17 protein-coding genes are annotated in these 19,952 nt (G+C 52.9%); 7 read left to right on the forward strand and 10 right to left on the reverse strand.

Going from position 1 to position 19,952, the window contains the following annotated elements; genetic code table 11:
• Positions 1-21: 21 nt before the first annotated feature.
• Together N7268_RS11570 and N7268_RS11575 are read right to left on the reverse strand one after the other, a co-directional pair.
• A complete protein-coding gene (locus N7268_RS11570) occupies positions 22-600 on the reverse strand; it encodes a helix-turn-helix transcriptional regulator (RefSeq protein WP_260863030.1) in 579 nt (192 codons plus the stop codon).
• Positions 601-1,213: 613 nt separating this feature from the next.
• Positions 1,214-2,389, reverse strand: a complete 1,176-nt coding sequence (locus N7268_RS11575; RefSeq protein ID WP_260863032.1) for a DnaJ family molecular chaperone — start codon at positions 2,387-2,389, stop codon at positions 1,214-1,216.
• 369 nt (positions 2,390-2,758) lie between these two features.
• Between N7268_RS11575 and pheP the strand changes: the two genes are divergently transcribed.
• Positions 2,759-4,153, forward strand: a complete 1,395-nt coding sequence (pheP, locus tag N7268_RS11580) for a phenylalanine transporter (protein WP_260863034.1) — start codon at positions 2,759-2,761, stop codon at positions 4,151-4,153.
• Between the two features lie 72 nt (positions 4,154-4,225).
• Here the strand turns inward: pheP and N7268_RS11585 are convergent, their stop codons facing one another.
• The 4 genes from N7268_RS11585 to N7268_RS11600 all read right to left on the reverse strand — a co-directional run bounded on the left by N7268_RS11585 (position 4,226) and on the right by N7268_RS11600 (position 7,257).
• Positions 4,226-5,470 carry a mechanosensitive ion channel family protein gene (locus N7268_RS11585; RefSeq protein ID WP_260863036.1) on the reverse strand — a complete coding sequence of 415 codons (1,245 nt, stop codon included), beginning with the start codon at positions 5,468-5,470 and terminating at the stop codon, positions 4,226-4,228.
• A gap of 64 nt (positions 5,471-5,534) precedes the next feature.
• Positions 5,535-6,188 carry an oxygen-insensitive NAD(P)H nitroreductase gene (gene nfsB, locus N7268_RS11590; RefSeq protein ID WP_260863037.1) on the reverse strand — a complete coding sequence of 218 codons (654 nt, stop codon included), beginning with the start codon at positions 6,186-6,188 and terminating at the stop codon, positions 5,535-5,537.
• A 119-nt stretch (positions 6,189-6,307) separates the two neighbouring features.
• Positions 6,308-6,676, reverse strand: coding sequence for an MmcQ/YjbR family DNA-binding protein (locus N7268_RS11595; RefSeq protein ID WP_260863038.1), 369 nt, complete (start codon positions 6,674-6,676; stop codon positions 6,308-6,310).
• Positions 6,676-7,257 carry a TetR/AcrR family transcriptional regulator gene (locus N7268_RS11600; RefSeq protein WP_260863039.1) on the reverse strand — a complete coding sequence of 194 codons (582 nt, stop codon included), beginning with the start codon at positions 7,255-7,257 and terminating at the stop codon, positions 6,676-6,678. The genes N7268_RS11595 and N7268_RS11600 overlap by 1 nt, the downstream gene beginning before the upstream one ends.
• A 190-nt stretch (positions 7,258-7,447) precedes the next feature.
• On the opposite strand from N7268_RS11600, the gene N7268_RS11605 reads away from it, so the two are divergent.
• Positions 7,448-8,560 carry an MBL fold metallo-hydrolase gene (locus N7268_RS11605; RefSeq protein WP_260863040.1) on the forward strand — a complete coding sequence of 371 codons (1,113 nt, stop codon included), beginning with the start codon at positions 7,448-7,450 and terminating at the stop codon, positions 8,558-8,560.
• A 17-nt stretch (positions 8,561-8,577) separates the two neighbouring features.
• Positions 8,578-8,919 carry a RamA family antibiotic efflux transcriptional regulator gene (locus N7268_RS11610; RefSeq protein WP_151218777.1) on the forward strand — a complete coding sequence of 114 codons (342 nt, stop codon included), beginning with the start codon at positions 8,578-8,580 and terminating at the stop codon, positions 8,917-8,919.
• Between the two features lie 22 nt (positions 8,920-8,941).
• Here N7268_RS11610 and N7268_RS11615 read toward each other — a convergent pair whose 3' ends face one another.
• Complete coding sequence (locus N7268_RS11615) at positions 8,942-9,187, reverse strand: DUF1158 domain-containing protein (RefSeq protein ID WP_198905005.1); 246 nt, start codon at positions 9,185-9,187, stop codon at positions 8,942-8,944.
• Between the two features lie 65 nt (positions 9,188-9,252).
• Positions 9,253-10,371: a YbdK family carboxylate-amine ligase gene (locus N7268_RS11620; protein WP_260863042.1), complete on the reverse strand. Its 1,119-nt coding sequence runs from the start codon at positions 10,369-10,371 to the stop codon at positions 9,253-9,255.
• A gap of 141 nt (positions 10,372-10,512) precedes the next feature.
• Between N7268_RS11620 and N7268_RS11625 the strand changes: the two genes are divergently transcribed.
• Positions 10,513-11,235, forward strand: coding sequence for a GNAT family N-acetyltransferase (locus N7268_RS11625; protein ID WP_260863044.1), 723 nt, complete (start codon positions 10,513-10,515; stop codon positions 11,233-11,235).
• Positions 11,236-11,267: 32 nt separating this feature from the next.
• Here N7268_RS11625 and entD read toward each other — a convergent pair whose 3' ends face one another.
• The gene (entD, locus tag N7268_RS11630; protein WP_260863045.1) at positions 11,268-11,936 is read right to left on the reverse strand and encodes an enterobactin synthase subunit EntD; all 669 of its coding nucleotides are present in this window, start codon (positions 11,934-11,936) and stop codon (positions 11,268-11,270) included.
• Between the two features lie 51 nt (positions 11,937-11,987).
• Complete coding sequence (locus N7268_RS11635; RefSeq protein WP_260863046.1) at positions 11,988-14,261, reverse strand: TonB-dependent siderophore receptor; 2,274 nt, start codon at positions 14,259-14,261, stop codon at positions 11,988-11,990.
• A gap of 263 nt (positions 14,262-14,524) precedes the next feature.
• Between N7268_RS11635 and fes the strand changes: the two genes are divergently transcribed.
• The 3 genes from fes to entF are packed head-to-tail and all read left to right on the forward strand — an operon-like array spanning position 14,525 to position 19,875.
• Positions 14,525-15,742, forward strand: coding sequence for an enterochelin esterase (gene fes, locus N7268_RS11640; RefSeq protein ID WP_260863048.1), 1,218 nt, complete (start codon positions 14,525-14,527; stop codon positions 15,740-15,742).
• A gap of 30 nt (positions 15,743-15,772) precedes the next feature.
• Positions 15,773-15,991 (forward strand): MbtH family protein, encoded by a 219-nt coding sequence (locus N7268_RS11645; protein WP_260863049.1) that lies wholly within the window; start codon positions 15,773-15,775, stop codon positions 15,989-15,991.
• Entirely contained in the window at positions 15,988-19,875 is a 3,888-nt protein-coding gene (gene entF / locus N7268_RS11650) for an enterobactin non-ribosomal peptide synthetase EntF (protein ID WP_260863050.1), read from the forward strand. Before N7268_RS11645 ends, entF begins: the two co-directional genes overlap by 4 nt.
• Positions 19,876-19,952: the final 77 nt, after the last annotated feature.

Consider the following 19,952-nt stretch of genomic DNA (forward strand, 5'->3'; position numbering starts at 1 on the left):
CAGTATCCTCAAATGAATAAGTTATGGCTGGCTATAGTGCGAAATTGTGTACTTTAACCGGGTGTTATTTTTGCCGAGTTTTCTGGCGATGTTACTCTTGTAGGCTCCAATTGTTTTTTCGCTTTTTTGCGATGCTCCGGCGATTTGCGTAAGTGACCAGCCTCGGGCAAGCATCATCATTACATTGAATTCATTAGCCGTGATTTTGTTGGTCAGTTCTTTGATATTGCGTGATTTTTTGTTTTTTGTTATACGCGTGACGGTCTGCAGTAGCTGATCAAGGCTGGCATCCTGATCCAGAAATTGCATCTTCATCCCGCAAACAGTCTGAAACAGGGAAAAGGTGACTTCATCGGCGAGAACGATAATTGTCGTCGACGGAGATAACGCCATGTTGCGGATAATCCTGGCATATTTTAGAAAATCAGAATCGTCAGGATTAATAATGATGAAATCTGTTTCATCAGAGAGTGCTTTGACAGAGGAAAGCATCTGAGAGGAATAGTACGCGATATCAATAATAAGTGATGAGCCACGTAGGATTTCTCGCATGCCAAGCCACGGGTAAAGTGAGTCACCCAAAAAAACAGCCTTAGACATAACGATCTCCTTGAAATTTTGGTGCAAGCAATCGCCTCTTTTTCATTCTAAAAAAGAGTTTTTTACGATGCGTGAAAGTGTAATTAAATCTCGTATATCGTTCTTCGGTTTGAACGCATCCTTATTTATTCGGATTTAACAGATATTCTCTGTTATTAGTAAAATAATTAACTATTCTTAATGTAGATATTACTCTTTGTTAAATTTTAAAATAAATCGTTTATTTCACCTCTGTGCAGATGATTGATAGATTTCACTTATGGATTGACGAAGTTGCGTATCGGAAAGTACCTGAAAGGCAGGGAATTCTTAGAGTTGCGATGCGAGGTTTGTTAGAAAAAACACGTTAAAACAGTGGGGTAGAGATTTTTCCTTGCAGGATGAGCGCGAGGTAGGAGAATTCTCACTCGCGATCACATCATTGAGGTGGGGGGATTTTGGCTAGATGAAAATATCGCCTTATTTGCATTAATTAGCTGTAAGGTGATGATTTTTAGTGTTAGGTGCTGGTTTTTGTTAATTTTGTGGATTTTAATATCAAAATTAGCTATTCGTGCTAATTGGCGAAAAAGCAGGATAAGTCGCGCAATGTCACTCGGTGCACAGATGAGACTTAGCCGGTCAACAGCTCCTGCTCAACCTGTTGCACCTGGACTTCCAGCGTATTGCGGATTTCCGTTAACGCCCGCTGCTGCTCTGAGAAATAGGCCTCTTTGTCCGTGACGGAAGCAGCAAGACGCCAGGCGTTTTCCGCCTCCAGTTCGGTAATCTCTTTAAGCAGGGCGTTAATTTGCTCCCGGAGCTGCGCTATCTTGGCGCGTAAATGCTGCAGATCGTTCAGTCGGTCGCTTGCCATCATCGGTTCGAGACCGTTTTGCAGTTGGGTAAGCAAAGCCCGTACGGTGGCGAGGTCTGCGTTTTGTCGCGCCTGGTTAAGCTGCACCATCATCTGGTGTGCTTTCTCTTTTAAGTCATCCGCGACAACGTCCGGGTGGCAAAGACGGCTGGCCTGACGCCACAGGCGTTTTAACTCATGACGTTCATCCTGTGAAAGCCGCTGGTCACGCGTATAGCGGTGCTGTGCATCCTGCTGTTGTTCCTGATATTCGTCATATTGATGACTCGCCTCTTCCTGCGCCTGGCGGGTCGCGCTGTCGTCATGACGGGAAAAATCATTTTCCAGCTCTCGGATTTCTGCCAGCAGGGCCGTGATAAGTTCGGTTTGTTGCTGAATTCGCTGGCGAGTTTCCACGGATTCACGGGAATCGGAATTCAGTTCTATCCAGCGCTGTTTGAGCTTCGCCAGTTCATCAACTGCCCGCGAAATATAGTGCTGACAGGACTGATAATCTTTTTCCCGCCGTTTTCGCTCGGCTTCCTGTTTACGCTGCGCGCTGGCGGCCAGTTGTTTGCGCAGTTCCAGAATGCGGCTCATCAGCGGCCCGAGGCGAAGATGGTACAAATCATTGAAGTCATCAAGAATCTGAATGCGCGTGTTACGCTTATCAATTAAGTCACGCAGTTGTACTTCCAGCGCTTTCAGTTCGAGTTTACTGGCGGCAATCTTTGGGTCTTGCCATGTGGATACGGCTCTTTGGGCGTGTAGCCAGTCTGTAATTTCACGCAGGGCATCGCTGAAGCGTCGCTCCTCGATGGCCTGCAGTATTGCGTCAGGTACGTCTGCTAAAGGCTCATTTTTCAGATGCGTCAGTTGCTGGAAAATGATCTCCTCATCCTCCAGTTCGATAGCGCTTTTGACGATCTCTAATCGTTTAATGATCTTATTCATGACGGTCGTTGCCTGACGTGGCTTAAAAACGAGTGACGGATATCAGAGCACGTTCACCCGTTTGAAAATGTTGAAAAAACAGTAAAGCGCATTCTGTGGCCTGCGGTGCCTTTTCGTCCAGAATAATTCACTGTAATTATGAAAAAGCGGTAATAACGCGCACTTTTCGGGTTCCTGCGCGTTTATCTCATTAACAGTCTGCCTCTTTATGCGGCCAACAGCGTAGGGGATATGTCTTACCAACCCGGGGGAGAAAATGAGGGATGCCGGTGGGCGTGAAACTCCTCCGTCCAAACGATTGCGCCTTGCGACAACCAGGTTGAAATGTTAAAAGGAGCCCCTTCAATAAAAACGACACAGGGGTAGGGCGTGAAAAACGCGTCAACTGCATCAGACACCAGCGTGTCCGATGCCGCGTCAACAAGTGAACCGACGCTTCAGCGGGGGTTGCAAAACCGCCATATTCAATTAATTGCGCTGGGTGGCGCAATTGGTACGGGCCTGTTTCTGGGGATTGGTCCGGCCATTCAGATGGCGGGACCTGCTGTTCTGCTGGGTTACGGCGTGGCCGGGATCATCGCTTTTCTGATCATGCGTCAGTTAGGCGAAATGGTGGTCGAAGAGCCCGTTTCCGGATCGTTCGCCCACTTTGCCTATAAATACTGGGGCCCGTTTGCGGGTTTTCTGTCTGGCTGGAACTACTGGGTGATGTTTGTGCTGGTCGGGATGGCGGAGCTGACGGCTGCCGGGATCTACATGCAGTACTGGCTGCCCGATGTGCCCACCTGGATTTGGGCTGCTGCTTTCTTCGTTATCATCAACGCCGTCAATCTGGTCAACGTGCGGCTGTATGGCGAAACAGAATTCTGGTTTGCGCTGATTAAAGTGCTGGCCATCATCGGCATGATTGGCTTTGGCATTTGGATGCTTTTTTCCGGCAATGGCGGCGAACACGCCAGTATCGATAATCTCTGGCGTTACAATGGCTTTTTCGCCACGGGCTGGAACGGATTGATCCTGTCGCTGGCGGTGATCATGTTCTCGTTTGGCGGGCTGGAATTGATCGGGATTACCGCCGCCGAAGCGCGTGATCCGCAGAAAAGCATTCCAAAGGCGGTAAACCAGGTGGTGTACCGTATTCTGCTGTTTTATATCGGCTCTCTGGTGGTGTTGCTGGCGCTGTACCCGTGGGTGGAAGTGAAATCAAACAGCAGCCCGTTTGTGATGATTTTCCACAACCTTGACAGCAACGTGGTTGCTTCGGCGCTGAACTTTGTCATTCTGGTGGCTTCGCTGTCGGTCTATAACAGCGGCGTGTATTCCAACAGCCGTATGCTGTTTGGTCTTTCGGTGCAGGGGAATGCGCCGAAGTTCCTGACCCGCGTCAGTCGTCGCGGCGTGCCGGTGAACTCACTGGTTCTTTCCGGTGCCATCACGTCGTTGGTGGTGCTGATCAACTACGTGCTGCCGCAAAAAGCGTTCAGTCTGTTGATGGCGCTGGTAGTGGGAACGCTGCTGCTGAACTGGATTATGATTTGTCTGGCGCACCTGCGTTTTCGTGCCGCGATGCGCCGCAAAGGGCGCGATACACAGTTTAAAGCGCTGTTGTATCCGGCCGGAAACTATCTGTGTATTGCCTTTCTGGCCATGATTCTGGTGCTGATGTGCACGATGGATGATATGCGCCTGTCAGCGATGCTGCTGCCAGCGTGGATTGTGTTCCTGTTTATTGCCTTTAAACTGCTGCGCCGTAAAGCACGTTAAGGCGTTACCGATCTCATCACACGATGAGATCGGTCTTCTCTTTGGGGTATTTCGCTTTCCCACTATTCATCATTAACGCTGAAATGCGCCTGACAGTGCGCGGATATCATTCCCGGTAGGGGACTGATGAATGCGTAAACCAAACTCTTCGACCACGGCAAAAATATGGTCGAAAATATCCGCCTGAATACTTTCATATTCCAGCCACACCACTGTATTGGTGAACGCATAAATTTCAATCGGTAAACCGTGATCGTCCGGCGCCAGCTGGCGAACCATCAACGTCATATCTTTACGGATGCGTGGATGGTGGCGTAAATATTCATTCAGGTAGGCGCGAAAGGTGCCGATATTGGTCATCTGGCGATGATTCAGGACGGATTCAGGCGCATCTAACTGCTGGTTCCACTCATTAATTTCCTGATGGCGGCTCGTTAAATAGGGCTTCAGTAGGTGCGCCTTATGCAGGCGCTGCCGTTCATCTTCATCAAGAAAATGAATGCTGGTGGCATCAATACTGATGCTGCGTTTAATGCGGCGACCGCCGGAAGCAGACATTCCGCTCCAGTTTTTAAAAGAGTCAGAGACCAGCGACCAGGTGGGAATGGTGGTAATGGTGTTATCCCAGTTCCGCACTTTTACGGTTGTTAAACCAATATCAATGACTGCGCCATCTGCGCCATATTTGGGCATTTCCAGCCAGTCGCCCAGTTTCAGCATGTCGTTTGCCGAAAGCTGTATTCCGGCGACCAGACCGAGTATCGGGTCTTTAAATACCAGCATTAAGACGGCAGCCATGGCACCCAAACCGCTTATCAGGATTGCCGGAGACTGACCAATCAGCAAAGAGATCATCAAGATGCCGACGATAATCGCACCGATCAATTTGATGCCCTGGAAGATGCCTTTTAACGGCAGTTGTGATGCGGCAGGGAGTTTTTGCGACAGGTTAAGAATGACGTCCAGCAGGGAGAAGAGGGACAGCAGGGCGTACATCATGATCCACAGTTGCGCACAGGTCACTAATATTTCAGCGGCTTCGCTGCCTTTTTGTAACCAGAGTGCGGCCTGTATATTGACGATGATACCTTGCAGCGTAAACGCCAGACGATGAAATAATTTGTTTTGCGTGATAATTTGCAGCCACAGACGGGAGCTGGCGTTGGCACGTTTTTCAAATGCGCGTAATACCACCCAGTGCAAAATAACGTGAACAATAATGGCAGTAACAAAAATAATGCCAAAAATCATCACCAGCGAGGTGGTGTGATTCATTTCAATGCCGAGTTCTTCGACCTGAGATATCAATTCCTGCATAACGTCTCCTTAATAAACAGCGGTCTATGATGACCGCTGTGCAGAGGTTATGCAAATTCGAGCGTCAGACTTCCGTCAGCGTCGTTTCCTGCGGCAGGCGTGATTTTGGCAGCGCGGCGTTGAAGTCTTCTACACTGTGATGACCCACCGGGACAACAACGACACTGGTGAAACCTTTTTCTTTCAGGCCAAATTCTGCGTCGAGAATAGCGGCATCAAAACCTTCGATCGGCACGGCATCGAGACCCATTGCCGCCACGCCCAGCAGGAAGTTACCGACGTTCAGGTAAACCTGTTTTGCCATCCAGTGATTGTCATCTTTGAGTTCTTTGCGGTGCATGTCAGCAAAGAATGTGCGTCCTTTGTGGTTAGCCGCTTTGGCTTCTGGCGTCGCAAAACGGCCATCGCGCTCTTCCTGATCCACAACGCGCTCCAGCCATGCATCATCCATGGCGGTTTTGGCACAGAACACCACGACGTGAGAAGCATCAAGCATTTTGCGCTCGTTAAACACAAAGCCACCGGCTGCGGATTTTGCAACGCGCGCTTTGCCTTCGTCAGTGCTGGCAACAATGAAATGCCACGGCTGAGAGTTGGTGCTGGACGGACTGAACTGCAGCAGCGTTTTGAGTTTTTCTGCCTGCTCAGCGGTCAGTTTTTTCGTCGGATCGAATGCCTTAGTGGAGTAGCGTTTTAAGGCAACAGAAATGATATCCATAAAAACTCCTGGTGGTTTTCATACCCTGCGGGTGCGTTTTTGTTTCAGCAGGGTACAGGGTTAGCGGAAAAAAGATAAGACAGAAAAATGCAAAAACACTTATCGGCGCTAACGATAAATCAGGCCGGACGCAGGCGTTTTTGATCCCGTTTAGGCAGGCCATTCACAACCTGATGCCACGACTCGTTCACCAGGTCTTCCAGTAATGATTCGTTTATATCGTCACCCGGATAGACGGAGATCCAGTGCTTTTTATTCATGTGATAACCCGGTTCAATACTGCGGTAAATCTCCTGATTTATCAGCGATTTTTGCGGGTCTGACTTCAGGTTGACCATCGGGCGTCCGCGTTGTTCTAAGAGGATCATGAAAATCTTGCCGCCGACCTTGAAGACGTCGTACTCCGGTCCGAACGGCCAGCAATGTTCGGTGAACGGAAGTTCAAGCGCAAGCCGTTTGGCACACGTATGTAGAGCCTGACCGTCCATTATTTTTCCTCGCGGGTGAGGGCGCGCCACATGGCTTCAAAACCCATCGAAATGTATTCATTCGCGTGGGCAGGATCGCGAGCGGCGAACTCCATGGTGGATTCTGCCAGCGAAAGGAAAAGTGCGTCCCCAAAGGCGCGATACTCATCGGACATAAATTCAGCGCGTACCGAACGATGACAAAGATCGCGTAATTCCGGGAACATATCGTCAGCCTGCTGCTCGGTTTCTTTGGTGATCTTCTCGCTGACGGCAAGCTGGCGAATGGTACGATGCCCGGCGGTATGATTCAGACCCCAGCGAATGTAGCTGTTCCAGATGTAATGGGTCATGGTTTTAGCGTCGGTCACTGAGCGATCAAGATTGACCATCATCGACTGGCAGAGATCGTGCTTTAAAAAGAGGTAAAGTTCGTTAATAAGCTCATCTTTTGTCGCGAAATAGCGGAACAACGTTCCCTCCGCAACACCCGCATTGCGGGCAATGACGGCAGTTGAGGCCGCAATGCCAGATTGCGCAAATGCTGTGGTTGCAGCTTCCAGTAATGCCAATTTTTTGTCTTCACTCTTCGGACGAGCCACTACACTTTACCCTTAAGTCTGTAAAAAACACGATTGAATCACGGCCTTTGCTGCGCCGCAACGGCGAATGTCAAAGATTGAAAATCATCTTGACGACCCACTTTCGATTTCTATAATGAGTGCTTACTCACTCATAATCAAGAGTCAGTCGCGCAAACCCACGGAAAGGAGGCGCGTTTAAGGTCAGGATATGAAGCGTCTCACAGTTTGTGTGGTTGTCATTATGCTCATTGCCGCTGCTGCAAGTTTACCGTTTGTACTCAATGCCGGATTTGGTCAGGCGCCGCAAGGGGCTCAACTGAGTCAGGTTGAACAGTCGCCACACTATCGTGATGGACAGTTTCATAACCTGGTGCCAACACCGGGCTATACCGGCAACAAAAGTATGTTGGCGGCATGGTGGGAGTTCCTGGTCGCTAAACGGGAAAATGCGCGTCCCGCTCAACCGTTACCGCTGGTAGCGACCGATCTGGCCCGTTTATTACCAGAGCAGGACACGCTGGTCTGGCTGGGGCACTCCTCCTGGTATTTGCAGCTGGCGGGTAAACGTATCCTGATCGATCCGGTATTCAGCAACTACGCTGCGCCGTTTTCGTTTTTGAACAAAGCCTTTGCCGGAGATTATCCGTGGACGGCGCAGAACATGCCGGAGATCGATTTGCTGATCATCTCGCACGATCACTATGACCATCTGGATCTGGCCACCATCAAGGCGTTAATGCCAAAGATCAAGCGGGTGATTACGCCACTGGGTGTCGGATCGCATCTGCGTTACTGGGGGATGAACAGCGACATTATTGAGGAGCGAGACTGGAACCAGTCCATCAAAGTCACGGATTCGCTCATCGTTCACGTACTCCCGGCACGGCATTTTTCGGGTAGGGGGATCAAGCGTAATCAAACGCTGTGGGCCAGCTTTATGTTTGAAACACCGGAGCAGAAGGTCTATTACAGCGGCGATTCTGGCTATGGCCCCCATTTCAAAGCGATTGGCGAGCAGTTTGGTTCGGTCGATTTGGCCATCATGGAAAACGGTCAATATGACCAGGACTGGAAGTTTATTCACATGATGCCTGAAGAGACCGCGCAGGCGGCTGCAGATCTCCATGCGAAGGCTGTCTTACCGGGACATGCCGGTCGCTTCGTCCTGGCCAAACACACCTGGGATGATCCCTACAAACGACTGGCGCTTGCCAGTCGCCATAAAGATTACCGACTGCTGACGCCCATGTTGGGCGAGGTGGTCACACTGTCTGAACCGGACCAGTCGTTTACGGTCTGGTGGCAGCAAGTGACTCAATGAACAGAAGGGAGAGCATGATGACGATTTCTGCTCAGGTTATCGATACGATAGTTGAATGGATCGATGATAATTTAAATCAACCGTTGCGCATTGATGACATTGCACGCCATGCGGGATACTCAAAATGGCATCTGCAACGTCTTTTTATGCAATACAAAGGCGAAAGCCTCGGGCGTTATATCCGCGAGCGTAAGTTGTTACTGGCGGCGCGTGATTTACGTGATACGGATCAGAAGGTGTACGATATCTGCCTGAAGTATGGCTTTGATTCGCAACAGACCTTTACGCGTATTTTCACCCGCACGTTTAGCCAGCCACCTGGCGCGTATCGCAAAGAAAATCACAGTCGCGCCCATTAACAACGCACCGGTTCTCGCGGGGTTACGCCAGCGAGAACCAGCGTCGCCAGATGAAGCGCAGAACAAAATACTCAATCACGCCGAGCAATAAGAACCACAGGCAGAACAGCAACGTATAAAACTGGTTAAGATCCATTAAATGAAAGACGGCGACTAACTTTTGCGCCAGCACCAGGCCAAGCGAAGGCGCAGGCAACAGCAGGCAAGAAAGAAATGCCATGAGCAGGATACCGGCAGCGGTCATCAGCGATTCAAGTGGGTGTTTCATCACATTGTTAAACTTGAGTTAAAAAACCATTGTCCGGGATATCTGCCGCTAACGCAAACCCCCGCTTATTGCCCCGCCCAAATCTCACAATGTTTCTTCACCAGACCGCTCAGTGAGCCGCCTTGTGCGACGAAATCCCGCATCCGTTGCGCCTCATTACAGCCATTTTTTACCTGCCTGTGTAACGCTTCAATCGCGCTGGCAGCTCCTACCTTATTTGCCGAAGCGGCGACCTTTTCCAGCAGCCGCAGCGTGTCATCCGCAATACACGTGTGATCGCCAGTATTCACGTCAGTTAATACTCCATCCATACCAAAGCGGCAGGCCTGAAAACGGTTAAATTTGTACAGCAGGTTATCCTGCTCCTGGTGCTTGAACGGACGCTCGGTTAACAGCCAATGAGCTGTCGCCTGAATGAGTCCGGCGATGTTGACCGCATGGTCAAGCGTTAGCGGAGTATCCATCACCCGGACTTCTACTGTGCCGAAGTGTGGGCTGGGGCGGATATCCCAGTGGAGATCTTTAATGCTGTCTATCATGCTCGTCCACGCCAGGCGGCGAAATAATCCCTCAAATTCTTGCCAGTTTTTAACCCACGGCATTGGACCGTTATCAGGGAAGCCGGAGAAAATATTGAGGCGTGCGCAGGCAAAGCGTGTGTCGGATTCCTGGATATACGGCGAGGCGGCGGAGAGGGCAATAAAATGGGGAACAAATCGTGACAGGCCATGCAGAAGATAAATCGCGTCGTCGCCGTTGGCGCAGCCGACATGCACATGTTGGCCGAATACTGTCGCCTGCTGAATGAGATAACCAAAATTTTCCAGGTTACGTCGATAACGTTCGTCATCGCACACTTCCTGGCGCTGCCATTTCTGGAAAGGATGCGTGCCGCCGCCGCAAATTTCGAGGTGAAACTCATCGACCGCTCGCAGAATGATTTGCTGCATGGCGGAAAACTGCGCCGCTGCCTGATCAATATTGCGGCAAATCCCGGTGGCCATCTCCAGCATACTTTCGGTGATATCGTGCTTCACTTCGCCGGCGGTCAACTGGGGTTTAACGGCGTCAATCAATTGGGAAGAGTCCTGGCTGAGATCGTAGCCAGGCGGATTGATCACCTGCATTTCGAGTTCAATGCCTAACGTAAAGGGTTCAGAAACATGAAAATCGGGTAGCGACATAGTATTCCCTTCAACGTTGATTTCTCATCAGTATAGAAGCCGTGGCATTTTTCTGTGTGGTGTCAGAAATTCCTGACTTGCGCTTTGAGCGCAAAACGACGGGTGCTATAACTCTTTTTTGCTTTCGCGACAGGGGTAGCTGTGCCAGAAATAAATGTTTATGGGCAGACGGTAGGCGATGCCTTGCCGGACTGGAAGGGGGCGTCAGTATTGCCCCGGGCTGTGCTCGAAGGGCGTTATTGCCGTTTAGTGCCTCTCGACGCTGACAGCCACGCCGCCGATCTGTTTGATGCCTATGCACAAGCACCCGATGATCGCGACTGGACCTGGCTTGCCAGTGAGCGACCGACCAGCGTGGAAGCAGCTGCGCGCTGGGTTACGGGAAAAGCCGCCGATGCTTCTTTGGTGCCTTATGCCGTCATTGATCAGCGCTCCGAGCGTGCCGTGGGATTGGTAAGCTTCATGGCGATAGACGCGGTAAACGGATCGGTCGAAATTGGCCATGTGACCTGGTCGCCACGCATGAAAAATACGGTCCTCGGTACAGAAACGGTCTGGTTGCTGCTGCGTCAGGCGTTTTGCCTCGGATATCGCCGCGTGGAGTGGAAATGCGACTCGCTGAACGAGGCGTCACGACGGGCGGCGGAACGTTTAGGATTCGTCCATGAAGGGCGTTTTCGGCAGAAAATGGTGCGTAAGGGCCGTAACCGTGACAGCGACTGGTTATCAATGATTGACGACGAATGGCCGCAGCGCGACGCCGTTTTGCAGCGCTGGCTGGCACCGGAAAATTTTGATGAAAAAGGGCAGCAGCGAAAAACACTGGCGGCATGCCTTGTCGGTGGAAGGGTGAGCGACGACTGAAGCCATTTGTCTGGCTGGGATTCACCAGTCGCTTAATATCGCTCCCCTGGCGGGAAGCCCGTACACAGGGTAATGATGTTTTTATCGCGCTGGCGCCAGTGCACGCAGACGTCCTGCCCGGCGAGGTTTACTGAAAATGCGGGCAGGATTCGCAAGGTTAACTGCGTCGTGGTGAGCGCCGTGATGTGAGCGCTGGCAAACCCCGGTAATGCAGTTGTTTGCGCGTAGAAGGCTTTGTATATGCTCTCTTTGGCGGAAAACGCCAGCGTGAGTGCCTGTTCAAAGGGTAGTCCGCTATTTGTCAGCCTCATTTTTTCTGTATTAGAGACAATACTGCTTTCCAGCTCAGTTGCTGTCTGCGGCGCAAAAATAGCTTCTATGTCCAGCCCAATGGGGCGGTCCGAGACCACGGCCAGTGCCGTAGATGCGCTATGACTGATGCTGCCAAACATCCCGTGCGGCCATAAAGGCTGACGCTGTTTACCGATACCGGGCACGGTTTTATCGCCGTGTTCGCGCAGGGCATGTACTGCGGCAATGCGTCCCGCTAAGTGTTCCATTTTGCGCTTACGTCCGGCAGACGTGAGCTGCGCGTGGTGGGGGAGCCAGAGCAGATCGTGCTCGTGAAAGCTGTCGGGTTCGAACTCGACAACATGCAGCGTATGATCTGCGAAGGGGAGCAGGGTGTGAGTTGTGCGCATGCTTGTTCACGAATTCCCTCTCCTTTGTCGAGGAGAGGGAACACATTATCATCAGAAGCGAGTGCTAACGCTCATGTACCACGTACGGCCCGGTTCGTTATAGGTGTACGCGCCTGCGCCCGCCATATAAGAAACATCGGTTATGCTGCCCGTAGTTTGGGCGTTACCTTCACGCCACAGACGCTTGTCAAAGACGTTATCCACGCCACCGGTCAGGCTGACGTTTTTCGTCATATCCCAGGTCGCGCTCAAACCGACAATACTGTACGGACTGACTTCTTGTGCGGAGCTACCGGTAACCGGTTTACCCTGGTAATCGTATTTCTTCGGCTGTTGTTTGCCGTACCAGGTGAAGGTGGACTGCAAAGACAAATCTTCGCGCGCCTGCCAGCTTAAGGTGGAGTTCAGCGTGTATTCAGGAATAATCGACAGACGCTCGCCGGTCTCTTTATTCTTGCTTTGCAGCATGTAAGTAATGTTGTTTGTCCAGTTAACCGTTTCGCTAACCGGTACGTTCAACGTGCCTTCCAGACCTTCCACTACCGCTTTTGGAATATTTTCCCACTGATAGATGTCAGTGTATGTTGTCTTCCCTTTGTTGGTGATCGACGTTCTGTCGAATGGCACAGTGCCCGCTTCGATCTTGTTGCGATAATCGTTGCGGAACCAGGTCACCCCTGCCAGCCAGCCGTCACGTTTGAACTCCAGACCAATCTCTTTGTTGATACTGGTTTCCGCTTTCAGGTCATCGTTGCCCATCATGTAGCAACCAATGCCGGTCGCTGCACCGGTGGCATAGCACCCCTGACCTTTACTGTACAGAATATAGTTCGGGTTCAGTTGGTACAGGCTCGGTGCTTTGTACGCCCGCGCAATACCCATCTTCAGGGTAAAGTCATCACCCAGACCTTGTGACAGGTTCAGAGAAGGACTCCAGTTGTCGCCCACGATGCTGTGGTGGTCGAAACGCAGTCCCGGCGTCAGCATGGTGCTGTCAGTCAACTCCATGTTGTTTTCAGCAAACAGGGAGAAGATCTCGGCGTCGGAGTACGGGCTACGATTGGTGCTGCTGGAGCCCGGAATGTCGCCGCCCATAAAGGTTTGCGAGTTGGACAGCATGTCCTTCATGCGCTGCTGGTTCCATTCGGTACCCAGCGTCAGGTTTTGGTTAACCAACAGATCTAACGGGATGCTGACTTCACTATGCAGCATGACGTCATTCAGATCGGCATCAACATATTTTTGTGATGCGTTGGGATCAAAAATACCTTCCGTACCCCCAGCCAGCCCCTCTGGTGTGCGGGAGTTACGTGTATGTTCATATTGCACCCAGTTGCTGGTGGTGACGCCGTTATCCCAGCCGCCGTTCCAGGTCAGGGAGTAATTTTGGCGATAGAGACGGTTGGTCTCTTTACCATAGTTATCCTTCACCAACTGGTTGGTGTTGGTGTTTTGGGTGTCACCCGCATACAGGTTGCCCTGGCGGCTATAACCGGCTTCCAGTTCCAGTGACTGAAGTGGGGCGAAATCCCAACGCACAACGCCGTTGATATCTTTGTTGATTACCCCTTCGCGACCAGCCGGTAAGGTGTTGGCGTAAGTACCGGTACGTTCAGACTGATGACCCTGGTTGATATCCCATGCGTCCGCCTGGGTTTTATCGAGATTACCGTACAGACGGAAGCTGAAATCTCCGCCCATTGGGCCATTCAGACTGAAGTTGGTGCGTTTGGTTGAACCTTCGTCTTTGTGTTCCGGGGCGTTGAAATAGGTATCCCATGAACCGTGCCACTCGCCGCTGCCTTTTTTGGTGATGATATTCACCACGCCACCCGCCGCGCCGTTGCCGTAACGTGCAGCGGCAGGACCACGCAGGACTTCAATGCGTTCAATCATTTCCGGTGGGACCCAGGCGGTATCGCCGCGGGTATCGCGCTCGCCACGCCAGCCCTGACGTACAGAGTTACGGCTGGTGACGGGTTTGCCGTCGATCAGAATCAGGGTGTTTTCTGGTCCCATGCCGCGAATATCGATCTGGCGGTTGTTACCACGCTGACCGCTGGTTGAGTTACCGGTCAGGTTAACGCCAGGCATGGTTCGGATGATTTCAGAGACATCACGAGCGGGAGGGTTTTTACGGATTTCATCGGCGGTAATGGTTGAAACCCCCGGCGCCTGCAGGTTTTGCTGGGCGGCGGTGACGACAATGGTGTCTTCATGAGAAGCTGTGACGCTATCGGTTTTATCTTCTGCCATTGCTGGCAGCGCTACCCCGTAAATCCCTAAATTGACCAATAAGGCCAGTGAATGAATCTTGTTGTTCATTGTATGTCCTGCTGTTCTTTTAGCCACGAGTGCCAACGTGCCATACCCCTGAAGAGATAAAGCACCAGGCCTGATGTCGCCCGCATCTACGTAAACCCTTCGTCCAGAAAAAGTACGCAGCGCCAGGTCGGTTTATAAGTGGTGAAATACTGTGCGCGCTTCCCACAGCGCGACAATACGCTATTGCAAATGCAAATAGTTATCAATAATATTATCAATATATTTCACGCTTTATTATAAAAATTCACAATAAACATGGGGTTATGGTTGTGGCGGCGTTAATGATGGGAAGCGAGGCGTGGTGGCGGTCCAAAAATGGCCCGGAATGGGGGCGTGAGGACAACGGCGATTACCGTGTGACCTTTTGGTGGCGCGACCCGCAGGGAACGGAAAAAGAGTCTCCGATTCGTCATGTGTGGGTCTACATTACCGGCGTGACTGACCACCATCAAAATGCGGTACCCCAGTCAATGCGGCGCATTGATGGAACGAATGTTTGGTGCTGGACGATGACCATTAGCGCGCACTGGCGCGGTAGCTATTGTTTTATCCCCTCTGAACGAGACGACATTTTTGCGTCGTGGGTGGAGGGAGAAACACCGGACAGATCGGCGTTGCGGGAAGGCTGGCGGCAATTATTGCCGCAGGCAATCGCCGACCCCCTCAACCCGCAAAGCTGGCAAGGCGGGCGTGGCCATGGCGTTTCGGCGCTGGAAATGCCGGATGCGCCCGTACAGCCCGGCTGGGATCATCCAGAACATCCTGATTCACCGGCCCGATGCCTGCAATGGCGCAGCGAGCGGCTGGGCAACTCGCGGCGTGTGTGGGTTTTTACCACCGGTGAAGCGCGGCCTGAAGAGCGTCCGCTTGCGATCCTGCTGGACGGACAGTTTTGGGCGCAGAGCATGCCCGTCTGGCCAGCACTGACCTCACTCACGCACCGTAAGCAGCTGCCTGCCGCCGTCTACCTCCTGATCGATGCCATCGATACCCCCCATCGCAGCCATGAACTGCCCTGTAATGCAGATTTCTGGCTGGCGGTACAGCAAGAGTTACTGCCTCTGGTGAAGACCACCACTGCGTTCAGCGATGATCCGCAGCGTACCGTTGTGGCCGGACAAAGTTTTGGCGGATTAGCTTCGTTGTATGCCGGGTTGAACTGGCCTGAACGTTTTGGCTGCGTGCTCAGCCAGTCCGGTTCGTACTGGTGGCCGCACCGTGGAGGGCACCAGGATGGGGTGATTATTGAACAATTAAAGGCGGGAACGCTGGACGCCCGGGGGCTGCGCATTGTTCTGGAAGCCGGGACCCGCGAGCCGATTATCTTTCGCGCAAATCAGGCGCTTTTCGACCGGTTACCCTCTGCACCGCAGTCGATTTTCTGGCGTCAGGTTGAGGGGGGGCACGATGCGCTTTGCTGGCGCGGCGGATTGATGCAGGGACTGATAACGCTCTGGCAACCGCTTACCGACACGATTTAACCGGACGATGTTCCACGACAGGAGTTGAGTATGGAATTCAGTAACCCCTTCGATAACCCGCAGGGACAGTTTTACATTCTGCAAAATCCGCAACGCCAGTACAGCCTTTGGCCGCAACAGTGCTCACTTCCTGATGGCTGGACAGTTGTGTGTGAACCGCAATCGCAGGAAGCCTGTCAACACTGGCTGGAGGCGCACTGGACGACGCTGACACCTGCAAATTATGCCAATGCACGGGAGGCAGAATGACTCAGCGTTTACCCTTAGTCGCGGCTCAGCCGGGCATCTGGATGGCAGAAAAACTCTCCACATTGCCCTCAGCGTGGAGTGTCGCGCACTATGTCGAATTAACCGGAGAATTGAACGCGCCGCTGCTGGCGAAAGCCATTGTGGCGGGGCAGTCGCATGCCGATACGCTGCGCATGCGGTTTACCGAAGACAACGGCGACGTCTGGCAGTGGGTTGATCCTGCACTGACTTTTGCCGAACCTGAAGTTATTGATCTGCGTGAAAATGCCAGTCCGCATGAGGCGGCATATGCGTTAATGCAAAGCGACCTGCAACAAGATATTCGCGCTGATGGTGAGAAACCGCTGGTTTTTCATCTGCTCATTCAGGTCGGGGATAACCGCTGGTACTGGTATCAACGTTATCACCATTTGCTGGTGGATGGCTTCAGTTTCCCGGCAATTACCCGCCATATAGCCGCCATCTATCGCGCGTGGTTGCGTGACGAACCTGCGCCTGATTCACCGTTTACCCCCTTTGCCGAGGTGGTTGAAGAGTATCAGCAGTATCGACAAAGCGATGCGTATCAGCGTGACGGGGCTTTCTGGGCCGGGCAGCGGCGACAATTACCGCCCCCGGCGTCGCTGTCCGGTAAACCGTTGCCGGGCAGGGCGACCAGCGCGGATGTGATTCGCATGACGTTGTCCGCGCCAGATGGCGCTTTTCGCCAGCTTGCCGCGCGTCTGCCTGACGTTCAACCTGCAGATTTAGCCCTGGCGTTGGTCACATTATGGCTGGGACGTTTGTGCAGCCGAACGGATTATGCCGCCGGGTTTATCTTTATGCGTCGCATGGGCTCGGCAGCATTAACAGCGACCGGGCCGGTATTGAATGTGCTGCCATTCGGCGTAAGCCTTGATGCGGCAGAAACTCTGCCCGCCCTGGCAAAACGTCTTGCCGGACAGTTAAAGAAAATGCGCCGACATCAGCGCTATGATGCGGAACAAATTGTCCGGGATGGCGGGCGCGCAGCCGGTGAGGAACCGCTGTTTGGCCCCGTGCTGAACGTGAAGATTTTTGACTACCAGTTGGATATGCCTGGCCTGCAGGCACAGACGCATACGCTGGCGACAGGACCGGTTAACGATCTCGAACTGGCGCTCTTCCCGGATGAGCAAGGTGGCCTGAGCATTGAAATGCTGGCCAATAAACAACGCTATGATGAAGCCACGCTGGCACAGCATGCCGAACGTTTAACACAGCTTATCGACCAGTTTGCGAATAACCCGTCGCTGCGCTGTGGTGATGCCGGGATGCTGCTTTCTTCAGAGTATGAACAACTGACGAAGATAAATGATACGGCGGTGACGATCCCGTCCACCACGCTCAGTGCGCTGGTGGCGAATCAGGCCGATAAAACACCGGATGCGCCCGCACTGGCGGATGCCCGCTATCAGTTCAGCTACCGTGAGATGCGCGAACAGGTGGTCGCACTGGCGAAGGTGCTACGTGAACACGGCGTGCAGCCAGGTGATAGCGTTGCCGTGGCCTTACCACGCTCCGTTTTCCTGACGCTGGCGCTGCATGCGATTGTCGAAGCGGGCGCCGCCTGGCTGCCGCTGGATACCGGATACCCGGACGATCGTCTGCGGATGATGCTGGAAGATGCGCGGCCCACGCTGCTGTTGACGACCGATGAACAGTTAACCCGCTTTAGTGACATCCCCGGGCTGGAAAGCCTGTGCTATAACGCGCCGCTACAAGGACGAGATATCACCGCGTTAGCGTTATCACGACCCAATCATACGGCATATATTATTTTTACCTCCGGTTCGACGGGGCGGCCTAAGGGGGTGATGGTCGGGCAGACAGCCATCGTTAACCGCCTGTTGTGGATGCAAAACCACTACCCGCTTACCGCAGAAGATGTGGTGGCGCAAAAAACGCCGTGCAGTTTTGATGTCTCGGTGTGGGAGTTTTTCTGGCCGTTTATTGCGGGGGCAAAACTGGTGATGGCGGAGCCTGAAGCACACCGCGACCCGCTCGCGATGCAGCAGTTCTTTGCGCGCTCAGGCGTGACGACCACTCACTTTGTGCCGTCGATGCTGGCGGCGTTTGTCGCTTCGCTGACGCCAGAAACGGCGCGGGAAAGCTGTGCGACGCTGAAACAGGTATTTTGTAGCGGTGAAGCCCTGCCGGGAGAGTTGTGTCGCGAGTGGGAACAACTGACTCAGGTTCCGCTGCACAATTTGTACGGGCCAACTGAAGCGGCGGTGGATGTGAGCTGGTATCCAGCCTGGGGAGACGACCTTGCTGCAGTGACCGGCAACAGCGTGCCGATTGGTTATCCGGTCTGGAACACTGGCCTGCGGATCCTCGACGCCATGATGCGCCCGGTACCCATTGGGGTTGCCGGAGATCTCTACCTGACGGGGATCCAACTGGCGCAGGGGTATCTGGGTCGACCGGATCTGACGGCGAGTCGTTTTATTGCCGATCCGTTTGTACCGGGCGAACGCATGTACCGCACCGGCGATGTGGCGCGCTGGCTGGAATCGGGCGCGGTGGAATATCTTGGGCGTAGCGATGACCAGCTCAAAATCCGCGGACAGCGTATTGAGCTGGGCGAGATTGACAGGGTGATGCAGATGCTGCCTGATGTTGAACATGCCGTGGCGCATGCCTGCGTGTTCAATCAGGCGGCGGCAACGGGCGGCGATGCGCGACAACTGGTGGGGTACCTGGTCTCGCAGTCAGGCCTGCCGCTGGATACATCGGCATTACGCGACAGTTTGCGCGAAAAACTGCCGTCGCATATGGTACCGACTGTGCTATTGCAACTGGCGGAATTGCCGCTTAGCGCGAACGGTAAGCTGGATCGAAAAGCCCTGCCGATGCCGAAACTGACGCCTTCGACGAAAGGTAGGGCTCCACGTCCGGGTATGGAGAGCACGATAGCGCAGGCGTTTTCTGATCTGCTGGGTTGCGAGGTGAACAATGCCGAGGCGGATTTCTTTGCGCTAGGTGGACATTCGCTGCTGGCGATGAAGCTGGCGGCGCAACTGAGCCGCACAGGCGATCGCCAGGTAACGCCGGGGCAGGTGATGGTGGCCTCAACCGTCGCGGAACTGAGCGCACTGCTGGACGCGGCAGAAGATAATCAGTCACAACGTCTGGGCTTTGAAACGCTGCTGTCCCTGCGTAAAAGCCATGGTCCAACGTTATTCTGTTTCCACCCGGCGTCCGGTTTTGCCTGGCAGTTTAGCGTCCTCTCCCGTTACCTCTCGGCAGAATGGTCCATTACCGGGATTCAGTCTCCGCGTCCGGATGGGCCGATGCAGACGGCACAAAATCTGGACGAGGTCTGTGAGCATCACCTGGCAACGTTGCTTCGCGAGCAGCCTCAGGGTCCGTACTATTTATTAGGCTATTCGTTGGGCGGGACGCTGGCGCAGGGTATTGCCGCACGGCTACGCGCCCGCGGTGAAACGGTCGCTTTCCTCGGGCTGCTGGATACCTGGCCGCCGGAAACGCAGAACTGGGCGGAAAAAGAGGCAAACGGTCTTGATCCTGCGGTACTGGCGGAAATTGACCGTGAACGTGAGGCGTTTCTGGCTGCCCAGCAGGGGAATACGTCCGGAGAGCTGTTCAGCACGATTGAAGGCAACTACGCCGATGCGGTTCGTCTGTTAACGACAGCGCACAGCGTGCCGTTTGATGGTCATGCCACACTTTTTGTCGCTGAACGCACGTTGCCGGAAGGCCTCAGCCCAGAGAGCAGTTGGTCTGGGTGGATAGCCAGCCTGGACATTTATCGACAGGATTGTGCGCACGTAGAGATTATTTCGCCAGCCGTATTTGAAAAGATAGGGCCTGTGATAAATACCCTGATCAATAAACACTAAAAGAAGCAATCGTGTAATAGCGATATTTCAACAAACTCATAATGTAAATGATATGTTATGAGTTTGTTTGTTTTTAT

It is taken from the genome of Citrobacter sp. Marseille-Q6884, assembly GCF_945906775.1.
Taxonomy (GTDB): Bacteria; Pseudomonadota; Gammaproteobacteria; order Enterobacterales; family Enterobacteriaceae; genus Citrobacter.

Coding starts and splice junctions, on each gene's coding strand:
- fes (WP_260863048.1), top strand. CDS start 14,525: ATGGTTGTGGCGGCGTTAATGATGGGAAGCGAGGCGTGGTGGCGGTCC.
- N7268_RS11575 (WP_260863032.1), bottom strand. CDS start 2,389: ATGAATAAGATCATTAAACGATTAGAGATCGTCAAAAGCGCTATCGAA.
- N7268_RS11585 (WP_260863036.1), bottom strand. CDS start 5,470: ATGCAGGAATTGATATCTCAGGTCGAAGAACTCGGCATTGAAATGAAT.
- entD (WP_260863045.1), bottom strand. CDS start 11,936: ATGCGCACAACTCACACCCTGCTCCCCTTCGCAGATCATACGCTGCAT.
- N7268_RS11620 (WP_260863042.1), bottom strand. CDS start 10,371: ATGTCGCTACCCGATTTTCATGTTTCTGAACCCTTTACGTTAGGCATT.
- N7268_RS11610 (WP_151218777.1), top strand. CDS start 8,578: ATGACGATTTCTGCTCAGGTTATCGATACGATAGTTGAATGGATCGAT.
- N7268_RS11615 (WP_198905005.1), bottom strand. CDS start 9,187: ATGAAACACCCACTTGAATCGCTGATGACCGCTGCCGGTATCCTGCTC.
- N7268_RS11570 (WP_260863030.1), bottom strand. CDS start 600: ATGTCTAAGGCTGTTTTTTTGGGTGACTCACTTTACCCGTGGCTTGGC.
- N7268_RS11595 (WP_260863038.1), bottom strand. CDS start 6,676: ATGGACGGTCAGGCTCTACATACGTGTGCCAAACGGCTTGCGCTTGAA.
- N7268_RS11605 (WP_260863040.1), top strand. CDS start 7,448: ATGAAGCGTCTCACAGTTTGTGTGGTTGTCATTATGCTCATTGCCGCT.
- N7268_RS11645 (WP_260863049.1), top strand. CDS start 15,773: ATGGAATTCAGTAACCCCTTCGATAACCCGCAGGGACAGTTTTACATT.
- N7268_RS11635 (WP_260863046.1), bottom strand. CDS start 14,261: ATGAACAACAAGATTCATTCACTGGCCTTATTGGTCAATTTAGGGATT.
- nfsB (WP_260863037.1), bottom strand. CDS start 6,188: ATGGATATCATTTCTGTTGCCTTAAAACGCTACTCCACTAAGGCATTC.
- entF (WP_260863050.1), top strand. CDS start 15,988: ATGACTCAGCGTTTACCCTTAGTCGCGGCTCAGCCGGGCATCTGGATG.